Raw genomic sequence first — 21,055 nt, 5'->3', positions numbered from 1 at the left:
ATCATAAGGAAAAAATGAAGTGGGTAAGTTGCCAACGATTACTTGACACAAACAAAGACATCTGTCTCCTTCACATTTCGTTATGTACTATGATATACTGGCTTAGAGGTGAGGCTCTTGAAAGAAAAGCAGTTCAGCACTGGAGAAGCTGCCAAAATCTCCGGGCTTACGATCCGCACATTACAGCATTACGATAATATAGGAGTTCTTCCTGCGTCTGGGCGGACGGAGGGGGGACGAAGATATTATACCGAAGATGATATCATAAAACTTGAGCATATCGTCTTTTATCGTGGACTGGGCTTTTCCTTAGAACAGATCAAGGAAAAAATTCCAGCTATAACGGCAGAAAAGAAAGCAATGGAGTTATTATCTTCACAGAAGATCCTGTTATACAATCAGATCGATTCCATACAAAATAGCATTGCGGCCATCGAAGCAAGCCAGGAGATCATTGAAGCCGGTAAAACACCGCCATGGGCATTACTCGCTGCCTTTATGCAGTCTTTAGAAAAAATAGATATTTCTATGTGGGCGGATTATGAATTTTCAGATGCTCAGATGGAGGTTTTTTCCGAACATTTTCATTCCTTTGAAGATGTCATTGAATTTTATAATACGTGGAAACGCTTATCCATCAAAGCAGCTGCGTTCTATGAAGCAGGGATCGATCCCAAAGAGCCGATCGCACAGAGATTGGCAATGGAATGGGATACGATGATAAAAAAAGCGACTGGCGGAAGTGCGGAACATGAGCAGGCGTTCCTTGCAGTAGATGATCATCGTATGACATGGAATCCGGCTGAAAAAGAGCTGATCGAAAAGGCAGAACCATTTTTAGAGGAAGCCATACACTTCTATCATCACAATAAGTAAACTCAGATCCAATGCTTCCGAGGCAGAAATGCCTCGGATATTTTTTTCAAAAAGGTATTGCTAATTACGTAACGTCATGTAATAGAATACAACTTGAAGGTTGGTGATAAAATGAAAAATATAATTGAAATAAAAGATCTGTCAAAATGCTATGGCGATCTTGCAGCCGTAAACCACATCAGTTTTCAAGTGAAGAAAGGCGAACTATTTGCATTTCTCGGAACCAATGGTGCAGGGAAATCCACAACGATCCATATGATCTGCTCCCTTCTCACAAAAACCTCCGGAAAAATTATTGTAGATGGGTTCGATATGGATCATGAACCTGAAAAAATAAGGAACTGCCTGGGAATTGTTTTCCAAAATAATGTATTAGACGATGTACTGACCGTGAAAGAAAATCTGATGATACGGGCACAGCTGCGCGGACTGCACAGCAAAGAATTAAAGATCCGTATGGAGGCATTCAGGCAGGCATTCCGTCTGTCTGATATTTGGAACCGCCCATTTGGAAAGCTTTCCGGCGGCCAGAAACGAAAATGTGAAATTGTACAGGCGGTTTTGCATAAGCCGAAAATTCTGATATTGGATGAACCAACAACCGGGCTTGATCCGCAGACCAGAGCCTCCATCTGGAAGCTGATCCGGGATATGCAGGAAGAATATGGGATGACCGTTTTCCTTACGACACATTACATGGAAGAAGCGGCCGGTGCCGACCATGTTGTGATCCTCAAAAAGGGCAGCATACAAGCAGAAGGGACACCCGATGCTCTGAAAAGACGGTACGGAAAAGACGCTCTCAAGCTATGGTTTGACAATCCTGAGGATAGCGCAGAAACACTTAGGGCAATGGGATATGCCCCAAAACTGAAAACAGACCATCTTCTGATATCTGTTGACAATAGCCAGGAGGCTTTGAACATTTTAGCGGGTATCAGAGATCTTAAGGATTTTGAACTGATAAAAGGAACGATGGATGACGTCTTTTTAGCAGCAACGCAAATGGAGGCAGAAAAATGCGGGAAATAGGAATTATGACAAGAAGAATTATAAAGCTTTATCTTAGAAACCCATTGTCCATTCTATTCTCATTTGTATACATGCTGATGTTTCTTGTTCTGATCCATCTGTTTTTAGGCGACTATCTGGCGCAGGGAATGGCAGAGGTATATGCAGAAGTCGCAGGTATGAATTTTTCAAGCATGCGTTGGCTGGTGGACTCAACTGCCATGGCAGGTGTTTTAATGATCAACTGTATCCTGATTCCATTAAATGTGCTCACGATCCTGGTGGAGGACAGCAGCACAAATAAACTGGACAGCTTTCTTGCCAGTTCCATATCCCGCAGCAGACTGGCTGCCGGATATTGGCTTGCACCGTTCCTTGTTGGCGCTGTATTGAACATCCTCTGCCTGTTTATTTCGGAGGGTTTTATTGTGATGAACGGCGGTAAGCGGCTATGTCCACAAGCGGGCATTCAAATGATCGGCTTGATCCTGGTCAATACCTTTTCCACCACAAGCATTTTGTCTGTGACAGCCCTCTTGATCCAAAAGGCACAGATCTACAGTACCTTTACAGGAATCATGTCCGCATTCGTTGGATTTATAACCGGCGCATTTTTACCCATCGGAATGCTCCCTGCGGATATTCAAAAGCTGTTTGCGTTTTTTCCGGCCCATCATGGCACCACTATGATGCGGGAAATTATGACAAAGGAGGCGCTTTCAGCAACCTTTGGGAGTGTTGCAGATCAGACCATAAAAGGACGCCTGATGACAGCGCAGGAAATAAAACAGACCTATGCGGCCGAAAATGGCATCATCTATATATTTGAGAATACCAGATTCACTTTTCCTGTGATGCTTACCATCGTTATTGGCGCAGGAATGGTATTTTTCCTTATCAGCTGCATGTTCATGATGAAATACCGAAAAAAATAAGTTACAATGGAAACATCTGAATCATTGATGTAATAGAACAGGATAGGATGGGAAGTATAAAATGAAGGTAATGAATGCCAAAGAAATCGGCGGAGATCCGATCAGAAATGAAATAAGCAGTATATTTGTGGATGGTTTTTACAAATGGATCAAATTCTTTTCCAAAGATAAGGAGGTTTTAAAAAAAGCATTTGCCCATATGTTCAATCCTGATGCATTTTATGTTGCGATCCTTGATGACCAGGTGGCGGGATTTGCCTCCATCTATAATGACCAGATCAAAAATATTTCGCTGGACAGAAAGCAGCTTCAGAAGCATCTTGGATTCTTTATGGGGCTTGCTGCTTATAAGATATTAAAAAAGGAATTTGAAGATAAACAGTATCCTTTTGAAATGACACCTCAGATGCAGGCGATCGAATTTGTCGCTTCAAATGCACAATACAGAAGAAAGGGCGTTGCATCAGAGATCATAAAACACATAATAAAAGAAGACCATCACACCGTTTTTGTCCTGGAGGTTGCTGATACAAATACCAGTGCTGTTTCTTTATATAAAAAAATAGGGTTTAAAGAATTTATGAAGGTAAAGATGAAAAATAGCAAACAAAGCGGCGTTGACCATTTGATCTATATGGCATATCAAAAGAAAGCCTCTACGAATCCTAATGGGATGATCGCTCCCTAAAGCAAGGGGACGCTGCAAAAAGGGACGTTTTTCCTTATCCGCTGTCCGCATTTATGGAACACCAGCCTTCCGCGGCCGGTGTTCCTGTTATAATACGATCAGCCTTCCCTTACTTTCTTATGCCGGGAGGGCCGGACTGGGGACGGCCAACGGTCTTTCCCTGCCGGGTCCCGGACCTCTGTCTCCCAGCACCCCTTCCGGCTTTGGCCCCAGGCTTCTGTTTCCCGGTAAGCTCTCCCAGACCGCTCCCGGTCCTGTTCCTTCCAGGGATCCTCCCGGGACCTCCCCCGGTCTGCCGTTTTCCGGCGTCCTTTCCCAGACCGGCCCCATCCTTCTGCCTTCCGGAACTATTTCCTGCTTCCGGCGCAGCCTTCCCCTTCCCGGATCCGCGCTTTTCAGCCGTCTTCTTCACACTGTATCCAAAGGTTCCCAGGCATTCCCCCAGGCCGTAATACCGCCCGTGGGAGTAGGCCATGGGCCTGGCCGCTGACAGGTGGAAGGTGTCCTTTTCATCCATATAGGCTTCGTCCACATCCACCGCCACCACCTGGGCCAGAAACATATGATGGCTTCCCAGCTCATCCACCCGCACCACCCGGCACTCCAGGTTCACCGGACATTCCCGGATCAGCGGCACTGACACCTCGCTGGCTTTTTCCTTCGTGAGCCCCATATCTGCCCATTTATCCGTATCCCGGCCCGACCGGACGCCGCAGTAGTCCGTAGCCCGGGCCAGCTCCTCTGTGGTCAGGTTCACAACAAACTCCCCGGTCTCCCGGATCATATGGTAGGAATACCGCTCCGGCCGGATGCTGATGGTCAGCATCGGCGGATTGGTGCACACCGTTCCCGCCCAGGCCACGGTGATGATATTGGCGTTTCCCTCTTTATCGGCCACAGAGACCATGACCGCGGGAACGGGGTACAGCATGTTCCCCGGCTTAAACTGTCTTTTTCCCATAAAATTCCTCCAGCTCCCGCCGCTTACTGCTGCAGCGCCATCATGATCTGGGGGGCCAGCTGCTTCTTTCTGGAAACCACGCCCGGAAGGCTGACGATGCCGTCCATCTCTTCCATCTCCTCGTCTCCGGAGCCATCCTCATCTGCCATATGGAAGGCTGTGGAAACAAGCTGCTCGGCTCCCTGGCCCACGCAGATCAGGTCCGTGGACTCTGTCAGGATGTTTGTCAGCATGAAGAACATCATATCCGCGTCATGCTGCTCTCTGGCCTTCTCCGTATAAGCCAGCATCCGGGGCTTCAGATTCTCCAGCTCCTCTGAATCCAGAGAGGTGATCTGGCCGATCCCGAACACAGAATTTCCCACCGTGAACCGCTTGAAGTCCTGATAGAAAATGTCCTCGTCCGATTTCCCCTTCAGATTGCTGCCAGCCGCAAACATCTTTTTTGCATACTCCTCGGCATGGATCCCCGCGATCTCTGCCAGAGCCAGGGCCGCCTCCTTATCCACCGCCGTACAGGTGGGGGAACGGAACAGCAGCGTGTCTGAAATAATGGCGCTGCATAAAAGTCCCGCTGTGGTCTTATCGATCTTCACGTTATTTTCCTGGTACATCTGGTAAATGATGGTAGCCGTACAGCCCAGAGGCTGGTTTCTGAAAAATACCGGAGACATGGTCTGCACCGTTCCAAGACGGTGATGGTCGATGATCTCCCGGATATCCGCCGTCTCGATACCCTCGACGGCCTGGGTCCGCTCGTTGTGATCCACCAGGATGATATGTTTTCCCTTAGCTCCCAACAGGTTCCGGCGGGAGATCATGCCCAGATATTTTCCATCGGAATCCAGGATCGGGAAATCACGGTGACGCTTGTTGGCCATGATGTCCCGGATATCGTCAATGGGGTCCTCATCGGAGAAGCCGATGATATTTTCCATGGTCATAAAATAGCTGATGGGCATGGACTGGTTGATCAGTCTTGCGGTGGTATATGTATCATAGGGCGTGGTGATCACCGTGCAGCCCCGTTCCTGGGCCAGCTTCCGGATGGTCAGGGAAACCCCCGCGCCCTCGCAGACAATGATGCAGCCCGCCTCCATCTCAATGGCGCAGAGCTGGGATTCGTACCGGTTTCCCAGGATCACCAGGTCATGCTTTTCAATATAATTCTCCATCAGATCCGGATTTGCGGCGGCGATCAGGACCTTTCCCTTATCAAAATATGCCTCCGCGTCTCCCACCACAATGCTGCCCTCCAGGGTATCCAGGATGTTGGAATACTTGGTATTGGCCTTGGAAATGATACTGCTGTCATACAGGTTCATATAGGATTTGGTAATATCTCCGATGGTGATGACCCCCTCTAAAACGCCCTCCTCTGTGACACAGGGGATCGTCACCACATTATTTTCCTGCATGAGGCTCCATGCGGTCTTCAGGGAGATGCCGCGGTCCACGCCTTTGGTCTTGCGGATCTCAATATCCTTTACCTGGGTCTTCACGCTTTCCACCAGACGGGGCGCCTCCACCTGGAAAAAATCCAGTACAAACTGCGTCTCCGGATTCACATTTCCAGCGCGGCACGGTTCATATTCCTTTCCCGTCAGCGTCCGCTTCAAGGCGGCATAGCAGATGGCAGAACAGATGGAATCCGTATCCGGGTTCCGGTGTCCAATGACCAGCGTCTTCTGCTTTTCTGTATTTATCATAAATGGTCTTCGTCCTTTCCGATGATTTCATGGTCACATTCCAGTTCTTTCTTAAGTATAGCACACAGGGTAAAAACCGTACACCCGGGAATTTGTACAAAAAGCAAAGCAAAACGGGGGCATAATCAGACATGCCCCCGGATATTTATCTGGTTTTTTGAACCGTTACTTTTTCACGATCTGTACCCGGAAATCACCGGTTCCATCGTAGTAATAATCTCCCACAACCTTTAAGCGGTAGCCCGCCGGAACCGTCGTCATCTCTGTACAGTTGATGGTGCCCTTGCCGTCCACAAGGCCTTCGGCCCAGATCTGTCCGGGCGCCCATACCGTATTGTCTTCCTTACAGTAGTATACCACATTGACCCAGCCGCCGGTCTTGGTGTCGTCCTTTACGATACGGACACGCAGCTCGCTGCCGCCGTCGTAATAGTAATCGCCAACGACCTTCAGGTGATAGCCCTTGGGTACTGTGGTCATTTCACTGGAGTTTACATTTCCTTTTCCATTCACAAGGCCCTTGGCCCAGATCTCTCCGGGGGCCCACACGGTGTTGTCCTCCTCACAGTAATATACCACGTTGACTCTTCCGCCCTGGGTCTTCTCCTTAATGACCTCCACCCGGAGCTCATCGCCGCCGTTATAGTAGTAATCGCCCACGACCCTCAGCTTATAGCCCTCGGGCACTGTGGTCATTTCACTGGAGTTCACATTTCCTTTTCCGTTCACAAGACCCTTGGCCCAGATCTCTCCGGGGGCCCACACGGTATTGTCTTCCTCGCAGAAATATACTACATTGACCCAGCCGCCTTTTTTCTCCTGGTCATTGTTGTTTCCGTTTCCATTGTTGTTTCCATTGTGGTGGCCGTTCCCGTTGTGATGGCCGTTGTGGTGGCCGTTGCCCGGCCAGCGGTCGTCATCATCATCGTCCCAGTCGTCATCATCCCAACGGTCATCGTCATCCCAGCGGTCGTCGTCATCCCAACGGTCATCATCGTCATCGTCGTCATCATCCCAGCGGTCTTCCCACTTGTCTTCCCATTTATCTTCCCACTTATCGTCCCAGTCTCTGGCCAGGGCCTCAATGCTCGTCAGCTGGGTACCTGCGATCATAAAAGCTGCTGCGAATAATAATCCCTTTACATTTCTCTTTCTCATATGATGTCCTCCTTTTATCTGATTTCACGATTTTTTTCTTCTTTATATCTGGATTATAGTATAAAATTTCCATGATTTCAACAGATTGGAAAAGACGTAAGAAAGCGTATGAAAAATGTAAAAATGTAATAAAAAAGTAATATTCGTAACATTCTTTCTATGCATTTTTCCCAGCAGCACCCCGTGAACAAAACTTACAAAAGCCGCTTACAATAGTTTCATAATCTATTTACAATTTATTCATATTTTGTTCACATATATTTTTTATACTAATTGCATAGAAAAAATTTATTTCTCATCGCCAATATGACAAATTGCACATAGATTTTTCATAATTGCCCCGGCTGTCGCAGCCGGGGTCTCCTCATTTTATCCCAATACCAGCTTCGCAGCCCCATAGATCCCCGCATCGTTTCCCAGTGTAGCCAGGAGAACCTTTGCCTTCTTTGTGGCCATAGGCGATAACTGGTCGTGGTATCTCTGGATCTTTTCGGTCAGAAAGGTCCCGGCCCTGGAAACGCCGCCTCCGATCAGGTAGGCCTCCGGATCCACCACCATGGTGATCCCGGCCATGGCCCAGCCCAGATACCGGCAGGAGGTCTCCACTGACTCCAGAGCCAGTGGATCCCCGGCCCTGGCTGCGTCCAGCACGCTCTTAGCCGACAGATTTTTCACTTCCCGCAGGGAGGATGGCCGTGCCGGATCTGCCTCCAGGAGCTTCCTGGCCAGACGGGCGATCCCCGTGGCCGAAGCTGCCTGCTCCAGACATCCGTATCCGCCGCAGTTGCACTGCTCTGTCTCTCCTTCGATCACATGGATATGGCCGATCTCGCCGCCGACGCCCTGCATACCGGACCAGATCTTTTCATTGAGGATAATACCGCCGCCGACGCCCGTTCCCAGGGTGATCATGACCATATTTTTATAGCCGCGGCCGCCTCCCTGCCACAGCTCACCCAGGGCAGCCACATTGGCATCATTGGCGCTCTTTACCGTCATCCCGTCCAGAAGGCCGCTTAAGATCTCCTGGGGGTTCATGGCCTTCCAGCCCAGGTTCACGCAGAATTCCACATGGCCGTCCTCCAAAACCGGTCCTGGAAGTCCCATGCCGGCTCCTGCAAAGTCTGCCGTCGAAAGTCCCCTTTCCGCTGCCTTTTTCTTTATGGACGCCGCAATATCCTCCAGGATATGCGCCCCTCCATTTTCCTTTCTCGTGGGGATCTCCCACTTCTCCAGAAGCGTTCCGTCCTGCTCAAACATACCGAGCTTTACGGTCGTGCCTCCGATATCGATTCCAATGCATTTCCGGCTCATGACTGATCCTCCCTTTCTCCTGGCCGCCCGCATTCCTTCCTCCCGCTCCTGCGGCCTTTTTCCATGTTTTTTTCTGTTCCTTCCATAAAAAGATTCCGGGACCGGATTTCCACACCATCCGGCCCCGGTCCCATACTCTGTATTACAGCGCTTTTACAGTATTGACCACGTTCTCTACCGTAAAACCAAATTTTTCAAACAGCTTTGCTGCCGGAGCGCTGGCTCCGAAGCTCTTCATGCATACATACGCTCCGTCCAGGCCCACATATTTTCCCCATCCGAAATCGGAAAGCGCTTCGATGGCGACTCTCTTTCTTACGGCCCTCGGAAGGACGGCTTCCCTGTACTCTGCGCTCTGCTCCTCGAAAAGCTCCATACACGGCATGGAGACCACGCGTACCTTCGTTCCTTCTGCCTCCAGCTCTGCCTTGGCCTTCACTGCCAGCTCCACCTCGGATCCGCTGGCAATGAGGATCACCTCCGGCGTACCCTCGCAGTCGTCGATCACATATCCGCCCTTTAAGGCCTCCCTGCTGCTGCCTGTGATGGGGGCCAGGTTCTGTCTTGTGAGCACCAGAGCTGTGGGCGTCTTCTCAGAGGATGCGGCGGTCAGCCATGCGGCAGATGTCTCCGTTGCATCGCAGGGACGGAATACCCGCAGGTTGGGCATGGCCCGCAGCATGGCAAGCTGCTCGATGGGCTCATGGGTCGGTCCGTCCTCGCCGACGCCGATGCTGTCATGGGTCAGTACAAAGGTCAGCGGAACGCCCATAAGAGCGGAAAGTCTCGCCATGGGCTTCACATAATCACTGAATACAAAGAACGTGGCGACATAGGCCCGTAAACCGCCGTGGAGCATGATACCGTTTCCGATGGCGGCCATGGCCAGCTCTCTCACGCCAAAATGGATGTTTCTTCCCGCCGGGTTCTCTGCGGAGAAATCGCCCTCGCCCTTCATCTCCGTTTTATTGGAGGGGCCCAGGTCTGCGGATCCGCCGATCATGCCCGGGATCTCATCCTTCAGGAGATTGATCATCTTTCCGGATAAGGATCTGGTGGCCTCCGGCTTTTCCTGCTCCAGCCATAATTTTTCATTGTTCATAAGAGAATCCGCATCCACTCCGCTGTGGTACTTCTCCCAGAGCGCTTCCATCTCCGGATATTCCTGGCAGTAGGCTGCAAACATCACGTTCCAGGCTGCCTCTGTCTCTGCCTTTTCCTCTGCCAGCTTTGCAAAGTGGGCATATACCTCGTCCGGTACGAAGAACGGCTCCTCGTAGGGCCAGCCCAGGGTCTCACGCATGGCCTTTACATTGTCCACGCCCAGAGGCTCGCCGTGGGCGCTGGCCTTGCCCTGCTTGGCCGGACAGCCGTAACCGATCTCTGTTTTAATGGTGATGAAGGACGGACGTTCCGTATCGGCCTTTGCCGCCTCGATGGCCAGACCGATGGCGTCTAAGTTGGTGCCGTCCTCTACGGTGATGGTCTGGAAGCCGAAGGCCTTCATGCGCTCCTCCACGTTCTCCCTAAAGGCCAGGTCTGTGCTTCCCTCAATGGAGATCCGGTTGGAGTCATAAAGAACGATGAGCTTGGAAAGGCCCATGGTCCCGGCCAGGGAGAACGCCTCGGAGGAGATCCCCTCCATCATGCAGCCGTCGCCTCCCAGCACATAGGTGTAGTGATCCACCACCGGATAATTTTCCTTATTGAATACGGCAGCCAGATGCTTTTCAGCCAGGGCCATACCCACTGCCATGCCCATTCCCGCGCCCAGAGGGCCTGTGGTCGCTTCCACGCCGACGGTGTGGCCGTACTCGGGATGTCCCGGCGTCAGAGAGCCCAGCTGACGGAAATTCATGATATCCTCCTTGGTAAGCCCGTATCCGAACAGGTGTAAAAGGGAATACAGAAGCATGGAGCCATGGCCGCCGGAAAGGATGAAGCGGTCCCGGTTCTCCCATTTGGGGTTGGCCGGATTGTGATTCATGTGATTGGCCCAGAGCTCATATGCCATGGGAGCGCTTCCCAGGGGCAGGCCCGGATGGCCGGAATTGGCCTTCTGGATCGCATCAGCGGCTAAAACTCTGATAGAATTGACGGACAGTGCATCGATTGCTTTCATGTCTCTTCCTCCTAAGAACTGTGCTTGTTTTTACATTTGTTTTATTTATTTTAATTTTATCTCTTTCATTACCTCGCTCCCGGCCACGATCAGGGAATTTCCATGGTTTTTCCCCGAGCGCACGCAGGAAACGGAAAAATCGAACTGGCCCTGGAATTTCAGATGGCCGTCCAGGCTGTATACCCTGCACGATTCCTCATTATACAGGATAACCCGGTCGCCGTCAATTTCAACTCCGGCATAATCGTAGTCAAAGTCCACGGTCCCGGCCAGCTTTCCATCAGTCGTATACACATCCAGGCGGCTGGGGTTGCCGGACCCGTTCTCCACCACGACTCCGGCGTACTTGTCCGAGTAAAAGATGCTTTTGATCTCCTCCTCCACCGGGACCGTCACCACCGTGCTGTCCGGGATAACGTTTTTCACTGAAATAAAGGTCAGCCCCTTGTCCGAAAACGCACAGACCGTTTCCTGGTTCAGGTAAACGACCCGTGCCGCCATTTTATCATCAAATTCCTCTTCAAAGCCTCCGATAAAACGATTATTCACGTTTTTTCCGATTTCTGAGAAATCATAAAAAACGACTTTATTTTTTAAAGTCCCGTTTTTCATGTACATGACCGACATGACGATCTGCTTTCCATCCGGCGACAGGGCGATATCCACTGGATAGCCGTCTCCCGACAAAAGCATTTTGATATTGATGCCCAGCTCTTCCCCATCCTTTTTAAAATAGAAGATGTAGCACGCCGAGCTGTCCTCCACCACAGCCGCCGTGATCCCCCGGGAGGACACAGCCGCCTTTGTAATGGGAAGCTGGGTCTTGGCAACGCCGGTACAGCCGGCCGTGCTGCATATATAGAGCTGGTTTCCCTGCTGATCTGCGATCACCGCATAGTCTCCGTTGACGTTGATGACCGGAGTCTTCATCTCAAAGCTCTGGGTCCAGACGGTCTTTCCCGCTCCGTCAATATAAGAAGCTCCGTCCTTGGTATAGCGGATCATATTCTCGCCAAAATACGCATATTTCACAAATCCGCTTTCGCTGACGCTCTTACTGGGTGTGATCTGGGGCGGCTGGCCATCATCCTCCCCAGCCCCTTCCGGGGCGTTAGCCGCCTCCGGATCCCCATTTTCCGGTGTTCCGTTTTCTCCGGCCTCCGGGGCGTTTTCTGCACTGTTTTCAGCGCCCGTATAGCGCATCGGTCTCTCCCAGGCCACATCGTAGCCGGTATACTCATACTCGCTCTGATATTTATAGAAACAAAAACCGGTCACTGCAAGAAACAGGACTGTCATGACCGTCGTCAGGATCCGCTTTTTCCGCCTTTCCCGATGGACCTGGCGGATCACCTCTTCGCTGTCCTCCTCTTCATACCGGGACGGGCGTTCCTCCTGCGGCGGCTGGACAATGTTTCTGCGGAGCTGCCGTTTTTTTGATTCTCTGTCCATAAAACCCATATCATTCATATATTAAATCTCCCGGAAATGCCCATATATTTTTAGTATACACCATTTCGGGGAGATTCGCATTAAATTCTTTCTTAAATTATTCCTTCTCCAGTCACTCCTTTGACGGCAGGATCAGCTTCTGCCCCGCCAGGATCCGGTTCTCATCCTCCAGGCCGTTGAGGCGGCAGAGCTCCGAAAGACGGCTCAGGGTGCCATATTCTTTGAAGCAGATCCCATAAAGCGTCTCTCCCTCCCCCACCTGGTAGATCTCATATCCGTTGGCCCTGGCAGCTTCAAAGTCGATGGCAGGACAGTCCCCAGAGGAAGCGTCTCCCTGGCCGGACTCTGTGGGGGCTTCTGCGGACGGAGCTGTCTCTGAAGCCGGGGCTGTCTCCGGACTGCCGGACGGATGTGCCTCCTTGTCCATTCCAGTCAGCCTCTGGGGCGCTTCCGGAGAAGACGGAGCCGATTCCGGGGCAGAGGAGTCCGAAGAAGCCGTTTCCTGCACAGCCTCTTCAACAAGATCGGAATCTGCCAGAGCCCCGCTCTCCTCTACGGAGGAGCCTTCTTTGGCAGGAGGCGTTTCTGCCATGGTCTCGCCCTCATAGGTCTCCCCGGTCTCTCCCGGCAAAGCCTCTGTGGGATACACGCTCCCGGTCATTTCCTCGATCACAAAATCCGGCTCCTTGGCCTTTTCTTTCCGGTACTCGTCCCAGTCCGTGATACCGGCGGGAAGCACCGAAGTAAGGACGCTTTCCATTTCCCGCATTTTTGAATAATTGTTGACCATGACCACGCCTCCGGCCAGGACAGCCACCGAAAGGGCACCGCACAGCATTCCCAGGGCGCTGGTCTTATGGCTCTCCATATCCGCCTGTTCCTTTTTTACCACCATCCGCTGGCGGAAATCCCGAATCACCTTCTCATGGGAGCCTGTCTCTACCCGGCGGACATCCTTTCTGGTGATCATGTAATCCTGCATCATCTGGTTCCGTTCGTAATATACACAGTGGCCCTTCAGACGGTAAAATCCGTCCTCTGAGGTCACATAGATGACCTCCTCGCCCTCCAGGCCATGGTTCAGATACATGAGCTGGTTCTTTCCTGCAAAATACTGGCAGTGCTGCTTCCAGTAATTCAGCGGGCTTAACTGGCTTCCGGGCCCTCCGCAGAGAAACCACCCCTGGATCGTGCGCTTGGGAAATGCCTCCTCCATGACCTGGTACGCCTTTTTCCATCCGCTTTCTGTAAAGACGATCTTTTCCCCGTCGGTCTCCACATCCTCCATCTCCATGGCCCCGTCCACAAACACATACGGAGTCCCGTCGTACTGTTCCACGCTTCCCAGCAAAAGTCCCACCCGCAGCGTCTGGCTCCCAGACGGGTACAGGCGTTTTAAGTATGTATTGACATAATCCTCCATATAAAAACGGATCACCTGGTCCGGATCTCCGATCTGGCGGATGTTTTTCGGCAGTTTTGGAAACGGATTGTATAAGTCTCCCATGGTCTCACCTCGCTATATTCTTCCACGGGAAGGCCGGGCCTGTCCTCCGGTCTTCCCCTTATGACTCAGGTGGAAGTATACCATGGGCCTTTTGCAAAACCTGTCAAAACGGGGCCGGCTGTCCAAAAAAATTTTCGACACGCTTCCCCAGAAGATTCATGCCCAGGCAGATGCTGCGGCTGATGCAGTCTGCCAGACGCATGACCACAGACAGCCGGACGCTCTGGAGCATCAGCGGGTCCCCGTTCCTCACAGAGCCTACGATACCGGTGATGAAAAGATCCCCTACCGCATCCAGGTCCTTACTGACGCCCAGCCCGGGCTTTAGGGGCCCCCGTCCCAGGGTCACATAGCCCACATGATCCGCGCTGCCCACCGACGCGTCCACAGCCACCACCAGGGCATCGGGACATTTTTCACGCAGCTGCTCCATACACGGCTCCAGATTCATGGCATGGACCGGCTCCTCCAGTGTTCCCAGGACTCTGGCGTTTCTCATGCCCTTTTCCTTCAATTTATATCCGATCAGAGGTCCCAGGCTGTCTCCGGTGGACCGGTCCGTCCCGATGCACAGAAACAGGATCTCTGTTTTCCTTTTTTCCTGCATTCCCTCCAGGATCATCATCAGAAGACGGCCCGCAAACTTTTCCGTCTCAAACCCGGCCTTTGTATTATAGTAATAAATCTCATGCCTGCGAAATCTCATGCTCTTCTTCCTTTTCCTTCCTGGTCTTATACGCTATTATAGGCGGACATGGGGAGGAATATACAATAAAAAAGCGGGGGCAGAAATTTATCTGCCTCCCGCCGGAAGTTTTCGCTCTTACCACTCAAAGTGCATATAATCCTTGGTGGAAAACATGGCTCCCCATGTCCATCCATATTTTCCAAAGGCCTTTACCACATCGCTGTCACGGCCGATGGAATACGGGTTTACGCCAGGCTCCCATTTATTTCCCACCAGGACCGTGCCGTCCATCCGCACCTGAGGATTCTGGTCCGGATTGATGTCGATGGCCATTCCCGCGCTGTGATAGCTGCCCAGCCCGTTGCCGCGCCAGCTGTAAGCACCGATGCTCTGGATGGGGAACTGCTCCTGTCCATTGTAGATCTCTGTAAAAATGGCCTTCACCTCGTCCGCGATGCTGCTGAGGACCTGGACCTTATCTGTGCCAGCCGTCTTCTGGCCGTTTTTCAGCCTCCATACCGGGATCTCCACCCATACCATTTCTGCCTGGGCTGCCTCCGGCGTGGGATTTGCCGCGATCCGGTCATACTGTGCGTTTACCTGGTTCCAGCGTTCCTCTGTTCTGAGACTGTAATCCTGGTGCACAGCTGAGTAATGATATCCGGCTTTCTCTCCCTCTGACAGCTCTGGATCATTCTCATACCAGTAAGGATCATATTCATAGTCGAAAAGCCAGCTCCAGTCGTCATAGGAGCTTCCTCCTGTTCCGGAAGAATCTCCCCAGAAGGAACTGTCCCACGAGGAGCCGCTGTTTCCGCCAGAGGATCCGCTTCCACCAGCCTGGCTCTGGACATGGCCGTCCTTTACCCATGCGCCGATGCCGTTTACCTGGCTCCCGTCGGGTGTTCTGGTATTGGTCAGCACATACCCGTTGGAATCAAAATAGAAGCATTCCGAATATCCGTCATTGTCGCTGTCGATCCACTGCCATCCGTTCTTCGTACAGCTTCCATCATCGTTCTGATACCATCTGCCGCCCCCGTCGGTCCTCCAGCTTCCGGCAAACGCCGTTGTGCTCATGGCCGCCGCCATGAGAGCCGTCATTGTCATCATCCGTACCGTATCCACTTTCATCCTTCTGCCTCCGTAGCTTTTACCTTTGTATTTTCATCCTCACTTTTACTGCGGTGTCCCCTGGCGGTCCCGGCTTTTGAACACAGTGACTGCCTCGCTGATATTTCTCGCCTCTCCGGCGCGGATAAAGCCCTCCAGGGCCTCCAGCCGCTCCATGGTCATAAATTCTTTTCCTGTATAGGCTTCAAAATTCTCCGCTGTATACAATGTTTTTTCCTTCAGCTCCGTTCTCACGGCCTTAAGCTCCTCCACGGCCTTTGCCAGCTCTCCCTGAAGGCGGTCGATCTCCGGTTTGTTGCTTTCCATGATCTCATCCGAAAGGATCGTCTTTGTGACTGTGTCAAAGGCTGCCAGGGCCTCCTTTTTCTTTTTATTGGTCTGGAGCAGGTCCTGGTCCAGCTGGGCGATCTCGTCGTCGAACTTTTCCAGGTTGTAGACCGCATCGTTTTTATCTCTGCGGATGGTCCTTGCAATGGCTTTCATCTGCTTTTTATTGGCCTGGATCCGGTTCCTTATGCTGCGTCCCTCCCGGAGGGCATCCATATGCTTCATCTTGGTGGAATTTCCTATCTTCACATAAACTCCGCCGAAGATCAGGATATCTGCCAGATAGATCAGGATCAGATACCAGGTCTTCCGTTCTGGGACCGCAAAATAAATGCCGCAGGGAACCGCCAGGAAAAATATCAGCAGCGCCAGGAGCAGGATCCCCATTTCCTTCAGGCCCCTGGTAAAATAAAGGGAATAGTATAAACCTCCGGCACAGTAGCCCGGTACATGATTGGCCCGGAACAAGGTCCGGATCCGCCCCTTCAGCTCTTCGTTTTCCTTTGACAGGCTCTGGGTATCCTCGGCGATCCGGCCCTTTATGCCCTGGTTCCTCGCCTTTTCCCGCTTTGCCTTAACCTTTTTCAGCTGATCCTCCGTTTTTCCGAGCTCCGCGTCATAGCTCCGGGCGATCTCCTCGCCGCGGGCCTTCACTGTTCTGGCAATGGTATCCGCCACAGCCTTTTCCCTGGTCCTCAGCTGGTCCTCCAGCGTCTTCTCGCTTTCCTCCAGACAGAGTTCCCTTTCTCTTAATTGTTCCAGTTCCTGTACAGCCTGCTTTGCACCGGCAAAAAAGGCAGTGTAATCCGTGATCGGCAATGCCATCTTTTGTCCTCCTGGATCGTTTGTTTTTGTTTCCGTGCGTCCTTATTGAACCGCAGGATCCTGCATACATATAGATTACTACATCTTTTCGGTTCGTACAAGGTAATATCATCAAAAAACACTTTAAAATCACCGGATCCCTTGTTATAATTGCCTGTATCACCATTGACATGGGCTCTTATTCCTGCCCGACGTAGAAAGGAGACCTTTTATGTTCCGTATGTGGGGAAAGCTCTGGAAGGACAATCATCTGCTCCGGGATACCGTGGCCGCCAACGGGGACTACTCCATGTCCCGCACTGCCATGGTCTTTCAGGCTTTGGATGAGATCTGCCGCGAATTTGACCTGGGCCAGCCCATCTGGCTGGATTCCAATATAAAAGACTTTAAGCTCCACGATAAGACCAGGTTCACAAGGGACAGCTTCATCGAGGAGATCGATTTTGATTACCTGGAGATCCATGTGATCGAAGAGTAGCCGGGAAGCAGCTTCCCGGAAAGCCTGGGACTGGCAGTTTTCCCGGGACCTGGTGAAAAAGAAGCTCATTTGCGGGCTTCTTCACCTGCGGTGGGACAAATGAAAAAATACTGGCGGCAGCTGCAGGAGATTTCCCCCAGGCTGACGCCAGTATTTTTTATACGTTCATGCTCCCACTTACAGTCTCTTTAAAAGAGCTTCCCTGGCTTCCTCATAGCCAGGCTTTCCAAGAAGAGCAAACATATTTTTCTTGTAGCTCTCCACACCCGGCTGGTTGAACGGGTTTACACCCAGAAGATATCCGCTGATGCCGCAGGCAAATTCAAAGAAGTAGAAAAGCTGGCCAAGGCTGTATGCATCCTGGGACGGGATCTTTACCATAAGGTTGGGAACGTTTCCGTCGGTATGAGCCAGGATGGTGCCATTCATGGCGCTCTTATTGACGAAATCCACAGTCTGGCCCGCCAGATAATTCATTCCGTCTGTATCCACGTCCTCCTTCTGGAGCACGATCTCCGCCGGAGATTCCTCTACGCTTAATACTGTCTCAAACATGATACGGGCTCCGTCCTGGATAAACTGGCCCATGGAATGGAGGTCTGTGGTCAGATCCACGGCTGCCGGGAAGATACCGCGCTGGTCCTTGCCCTCGCTCTCGCCGTAAAGCTGCTTCCACCATTCAGAAACGTAATGCAGGCTGGGCTCATAGTTGGCCACGATCTCCACCTGCTTCCCTTTTCTTAAGAGGATATTGCGGACTGCGGCGTAAAGAAGGGCCGGGTTCTTTTCATATTCAGCTTCCAGAGCTGTCTTTCTGGCCGCTGCCGCGCCTTCCATTAACTGGTCGATGTCTGCGCCGCTGACTGCGATAGGCAGGAGTCCCACTGCCGTGAGAACGGAGAAACGGCCTCCCACATCGTCCGGTACTACGAAGGATTCATAGCCCTCTTCAGTGGCCAGGTTCTTTAAGGCTCCCTTCGCCTTGTCTGTTGTTGCGTAGATCCTCTTATTGGCCTCCTCCCTGCCGTACTTTTTGATCAGCATATCCTTGAACACGCGGAATGCAATGGCCGGTTCCGTTGTCGTACCGGATTTGGAGATGATATTGATGGAGAAATCTTTTCCTTCCAAAACATCCTGAAGGTCCTTGATATATTTGCTGCTGATGCTGTTGCCTACAAAATAGATCTCCGGAGTCTTTCTTTCTCCCTTGGGCAGCACATTATAAAAGCTGTGGGATAAAAATTCAATCGCCGCCCGGGCGCCCAGGTAAGAGCCTCCAATGCCGATCACCAGCAGCACGTCGGAATCGCCCTTGATCTTTTCTGCCGCCTTTTTGATCCTGTCAAATTCGTCCTTATCATAATCCACCGGCAGATCGATCCATCCAAGGAAATCATTTCCGGCTCCGGTCTTTTCCGTAAGAACCTCTTTCGCCCCAAGAACGGCTTTCTTCATATTTACAATCTCTTCTTCACGGATAAAACCGGCTGTTTTGGAATAATCAAATACCAGTTCTCTGCTCATAGCCTCATTCTCCTTTTCTTGCGTGAGATAAATTTCATACATATGTTTTAATTATACCATTGAGTTAAAGCCTTGACAATCCTGCCGCCGGATTTTCTGGCGGATTTTCCCATGTTCCTCCGGAAAAAAACTGCCCGGAGGATGGCATGGGGCCTCATAAAGCCTGTGTCTGTTAAGCGCCTGAAGGCACGCCGCAAGGTCTAATGTCCGGCAGGCTCCGCCAGTCCTCCCGCCGGATCTCTGCGCCATGTACGCCTCTTATGTGAGATACTCCTGCAAAATATCTCCCAGCAGTTTCAGGTCCTCCGGCTTCAGCTCCTTTTTGGCTCTCTGAAGCCCCTCCTTTTCTGTCTGCCTGGAGGATGGCTCCTCCCGCTTTCCGCCTTCTCGTCCAGCAGCGATCTGATCCAGGCTCTCCCTCAGATATTCAATGCTGCGCGCCAGCTCGTCCCCATTCCGGTCCTTGTCCCGTTCCTCCCTGGGGCTGCTCTCCCCGGATCCTTCTTCCTTCCGGTCCTCCCCCTTTTTCCTGGATAAAACAGAAAACCGGGCTCCAGTCCTCTCTCCCTGGGCGGCTCCATTTTTTCCCCCAGGCGCTCCCGCTGGTTTTTCTGTACGGGAATGGCAGGTCCTGTCACGCAGCTCTTCCTTTTCTTCCTTCGGGCCGGTCTCATTGCTGGCTGCGGTTTCCTCCACAGCCTTTAATCCCCTTCTTCCCAGGTCCCTGAAGCCGGGACCCGCTGCCGGGACGATCCGGTTTTTCCTGTCCGCCCGTTCTCCCTCTGCTGCCTTATCCACATTTTTATAAAAATGTGGAGAGTTTTCCACATAATCCACCAAACAGTCCATCAGCTGCTGGCGTTTTACGCCAATGTTGACCCCGTTGTCCACCAGCACCATGAACAGCCCCGACAGGATCCCCATGGTCCCATAAAGCACGATATAATAGGAATCGCACCTGTACCAGTAGGACCCGAACGCAGCCACGCCGCCGATCAGAAAGCACAGGATCATGGTCTGCACGGAAAAATTGTCCCAGTCATCCAGAGAGATCTTCATAAAACGGAATCCGTAGACCTGTTTTTCTATGTACGCAGCCGGATTGCGGAGTCCATGGCTCAGAAGGAACATATTTTCCGTCTTCTGCTTCAGCGCCCTCAGATTCCGGTTCTTCGTCAGCGCCATGTTTCCGGTTTCTTTTATTAATCTTTTGTAGAGGTTCCCTGTCACAAGCTTGCTTATGATTCCCAGCGCACATACGGCTGCCAGAACATAAAGCACTTTCCCAGTCTGTAAAAATTGTAACATAAAAAGCTCCCCTTTCTTCGTCCAGATGTTTCCAGATGATGGTTCCCATTATAACCACTTAGAAACTTTTTGAGAAGATTGAGAAGCCGAAAATCGTTCGTCAAATTCCGGGAAAATTCGGGGCTTAAGAGGTTGAGAAGCCTCTTAAGCCCTGTATTTTAAAGCTCTTCCAGCATTGCTGCCATAAGGCGGACCGAATGCTCCACGGCCTTTGCCTCAAACTCACTGTAATCCACATTCGCGCTGTCATCCGCCTTATCGGAAATGGCACGGACGATCAGATAAGGGATCTGGTTCAGATACGCCGCCTGGGCAATCGCCGCTCCCTCCATCTCCGTACAGTAGGCGTCAAAGGTATCCCGGATCCAGTTCTTTTTTTCACGGCTGTTGATAAACTGATCGCCGCTGGCCACGCGGCCGCAGAAGGTCTGGATATCGGGATTGGCCCTCTGGCAGCACCTGACGGCCACCTCCCTTAAATGGGCATCTGCCGGAAACTCCTTGATCCCCATCTGCGGGATCTCTCCCGGCTGATACCCAAAGCCTGCGGCATCCACATCATGCTGGACCGCATCCGTGGCCAGGACGATATCCCCCACATTGACCTCATTTCTAAGAGAACCTGCAATTCCAGTATTTATGATCCCGCTCACATGATACCGGTCCACTAAAATCTGGCTGCATAGGCCGGCGTTCACCTTGCCGATCCCGGAGCGGACCACGACCACAGCCTTTCCTTTAATGGTTCCCTGGTAAAATGTCATCCCTGCCACGGTCTGGATCTCCGGATCCTCCATCATCTCACGGAGTTTTTTCACTTCCACATCCATTGCTCCAATAATTCCCAGCATCTTCCTTGTCCTCCTGTAAACTTTATACGTAATACTTGTCGTAACCGTTCAGCCATGCGGAGATATTAACGGGAAAATGCGTTGAAAACTTGTTTTCATAAGCATTTTCCCGTTAATATCTCCATAGGTCACCCGTTCGGCTCCATAGATACCGGGAAGCATCGAAACTAACCGTTCGGGCAAA

General features: G+C 51.5%; 17 protein-coding genes and 1 pseudogene. 5 read left to right on the top strand and 13 right to left on the bottom strand.

Annotation, left to right across the window (positions count from 1 at the left end; translation table 11 throughout):
• The first annotated feature begins 117 nt into the window (after positions 1-117).
• The 4 genes from WIH05_RS10845 to WIH05_RS10830 all read left to right on the top strand — a co-directional run bounded on the left by WIH05_RS10845 (position 118) and on the right by WIH05_RS10830 (position 3,510).
• Positions 118-876: a MerR family transcriptional regulator gene (locus tag WIH05_RS10845; RefSeq protein WP_022272137.1), complete on the top strand. Its 759-nt coding sequence runs from the start codon at positions 118-120 to the stop codon at positions 874-876.
• A 111-nt stretch (positions 877-987) separates the two neighbouring features.
• Complete coding sequence (locus tag WIH05_RS10840; RefSeq protein ID WP_022272136.1) at positions 988-1,908, top strand: ABC transporter ATP-binding protein; 921 nt, start codon at positions 988-990, stop codon at positions 1,906-1,908.
• Complete coding sequence (locus tag WIH05_RS10835) at positions 1,896-2,822, top strand: ABC transporter permease (RefSeq protein ID WP_022272135.1); 927 nt, start codon at positions 1,896-1,898, stop codon at positions 2,820-2,822. Before WIH05_RS10840 ends, WIH05_RS10835 begins: the two co-directional genes overlap by 13 nt.
• Before the next feature lie 61 nt (positions 2,823-2,883).
• Positions 2,884-3,510 (top strand): GNAT family N-acetyltransferase, encoded by a 627-nt coding sequence (locus tag WIH05_RS10830; RefSeq protein WP_022272134.1) that lies wholly within the window; start codon positions 2,884-2,886, stop codon positions 3,508-3,510.
• Positions 3,511-3,886: 376 nt separating this feature from the next.
• On the opposite strand, the pseudogene WIH05_RS10825 reads toward WIH05_RS10830, so the two are convergent.
• From WIH05_RS10825 to WIH05_RS10780, 10 genes and pseudogenes are all read right to left on the bottom strand, one after another.
• Positions 3,887-4,471 (bottom strand): annotated as a pseudogene (locus tag WIH05_RS10825) (flavin reductase family protein); the annotation flags it as partial.
• A gap of 23 nt (positions 4,472-4,494) precedes the next feature.
• Entirely contained in the window at positions 4,495-6,180 is a 1,686-nt protein-coding gene (locus tag WIH05_RS10820; protein WP_022272132.1) for a putative manganese-dependent inorganic diphosphatase, read from the bottom strand.
• A gap of 165 nt (positions 6,181-6,345) precedes the next feature.
• Complete coding sequence (locus tag WIH05_RS10815) at positions 6,346-7,338, bottom strand: hypothetical protein (RefSeq protein WP_337425368.1); 993 nt, start codon at positions 7,336-7,338, stop codon at positions 6,346-6,348.
• Between the two features lie 369 nt (positions 7,339-7,707).
• Entirely contained in the window at positions 7,708-8,652 is a 945-nt protein-coding gene (locus WIH05_RS10810) for an ROK family glucokinase (protein WP_337425367.1), read from the bottom strand.
• Positions 8,653-8,794: 142 nt separating this feature from the next.
• On the bottom strand, positions 8,795-10,774 hold the full coding sequence (gene tkt / locus WIH05_RS10805) for a transketolase (RefSeq protein WP_022272129.1): 1,980 nt from the start codon (positions 10,772-10,774) through the stop codon (positions 8,795-8,797).
• Positions 10,775-10,819: 45 nt separating this feature from the next.
• Entirely contained in the window at positions 10,820-12,244 is a 1,425-nt protein-coding gene (locus WIH05_RS10800; RefSeq protein WP_022272128.1) for a DUF5711 family protein, read from the bottom strand.
• A 94-nt stretch (positions 12,245-12,338) separates the two neighbouring features.
• Entirely contained in the window at positions 12,339-13,733 is a 1,395-nt protein-coding gene (locus WIH05_RS10795) for a LysM domain-containing protein (protein ID WP_022272127.1), read from the bottom strand.
• 103 nt (positions 13,734-13,836) lie between these two features.
• Positions 13,837-14,439: a spore protease YyaC gene (gene yyaC / locus WIH05_RS10790; protein ID WP_022272126.1), complete on the bottom strand. Its 603-nt coding sequence runs from the start codon at positions 14,437-14,439 to the stop codon at positions 13,837-13,839.
• A 117-nt stretch (positions 14,440-14,556) separates the two neighbouring features.
• Entirely contained in the window at positions 14,557-15,555 is a 999-nt protein-coding gene (locus tag WIH05_RS10785) for a M15 family metallopeptidase (RefSeq protein WP_337425366.1), read from the bottom strand.
• Between the two features lie 45 nt (positions 15,556-15,600).
• Positions 15,601-16,707, bottom strand: coding sequence for a hypothetical protein (locus WIH05_RS10780; RefSeq protein WP_022272124.1), 1,107 nt, complete (start codon positions 16,705-16,707; stop codon positions 15,601-15,603).
• Positions 16,708-16,918: 211 nt separating this feature from the next.
• Here WIH05_RS10780 and WIH05_RS10775 point away from each other — a divergent pair, with 211 nt between their 5' ends.
• Positions 16,919-17,185: a hypothetical protein gene (locus tag WIH05_RS10775; RefSeq protein WP_022272123.1), complete on the top strand. Its 267-nt coding sequence runs from the start codon at positions 16,919-16,921 to the stop codon at positions 17,183-17,185.
• A gap of 177 nt (positions 17,186-17,362) precedes the next feature.
• Here the strand turns inward: WIH05_RS10775 and WIH05_RS10770 are convergent, their stop codons facing one another.
• The 3 genes from WIH05_RS10770 to WIH05_RS10760 all read right to left on the bottom strand — a co-directional run bounded on the left by WIH05_RS10770 (position 17,363) and on the right by WIH05_RS10760 (position 20,871).
• Positions 17,363-18,712 (bottom strand): glucose-6-phosphate isomerase, encoded by a 1,350-nt coding sequence (locus WIH05_RS10770; protein WP_022272122.1) that lies wholly within the window; start codon positions 18,710-18,712, stop codon positions 17,363-17,365.
• A gap of 258 nt (positions 18,713-18,970) precedes the next feature.
• Positions 18,971-20,020, bottom strand: coding sequence for a hypothetical protein (locus tag WIH05_RS10765; protein WP_022272121.1), 1,050 nt, complete (start codon positions 20,018-20,020; stop codon positions 18,971-18,973).
• Between the two features lie 158 nt (positions 20,021-20,178).
• Positions 20,179-20,871 (bottom strand): 5'-methylthioadenosine/adenosylhomocysteine nucleosidase, encoded by a 693-nt coding sequence (locus WIH05_RS10760; RefSeq protein ID WP_022272120.1) that lies wholly within the window; start codon positions 20,869-20,871, stop codon positions 20,179-20,181.
• Positions 20,872-21,055: the final 184 nt, after the last annotated feature.

Origin of the sequence: Alitiscatomonas sp., from assembly GCF_037242085.1 — a bacterium.
Lineage (GTDB): Bacteria > Bacillota > Clostridia > Lachnospirales > Lachnospiraceae > Alitiscatomonas > Alitiscatomonas aceti.
Note: the sequence above shows the minus strand (reverse complement) of the source record. Positions and strands in the feature narration are given on the sequence as shown.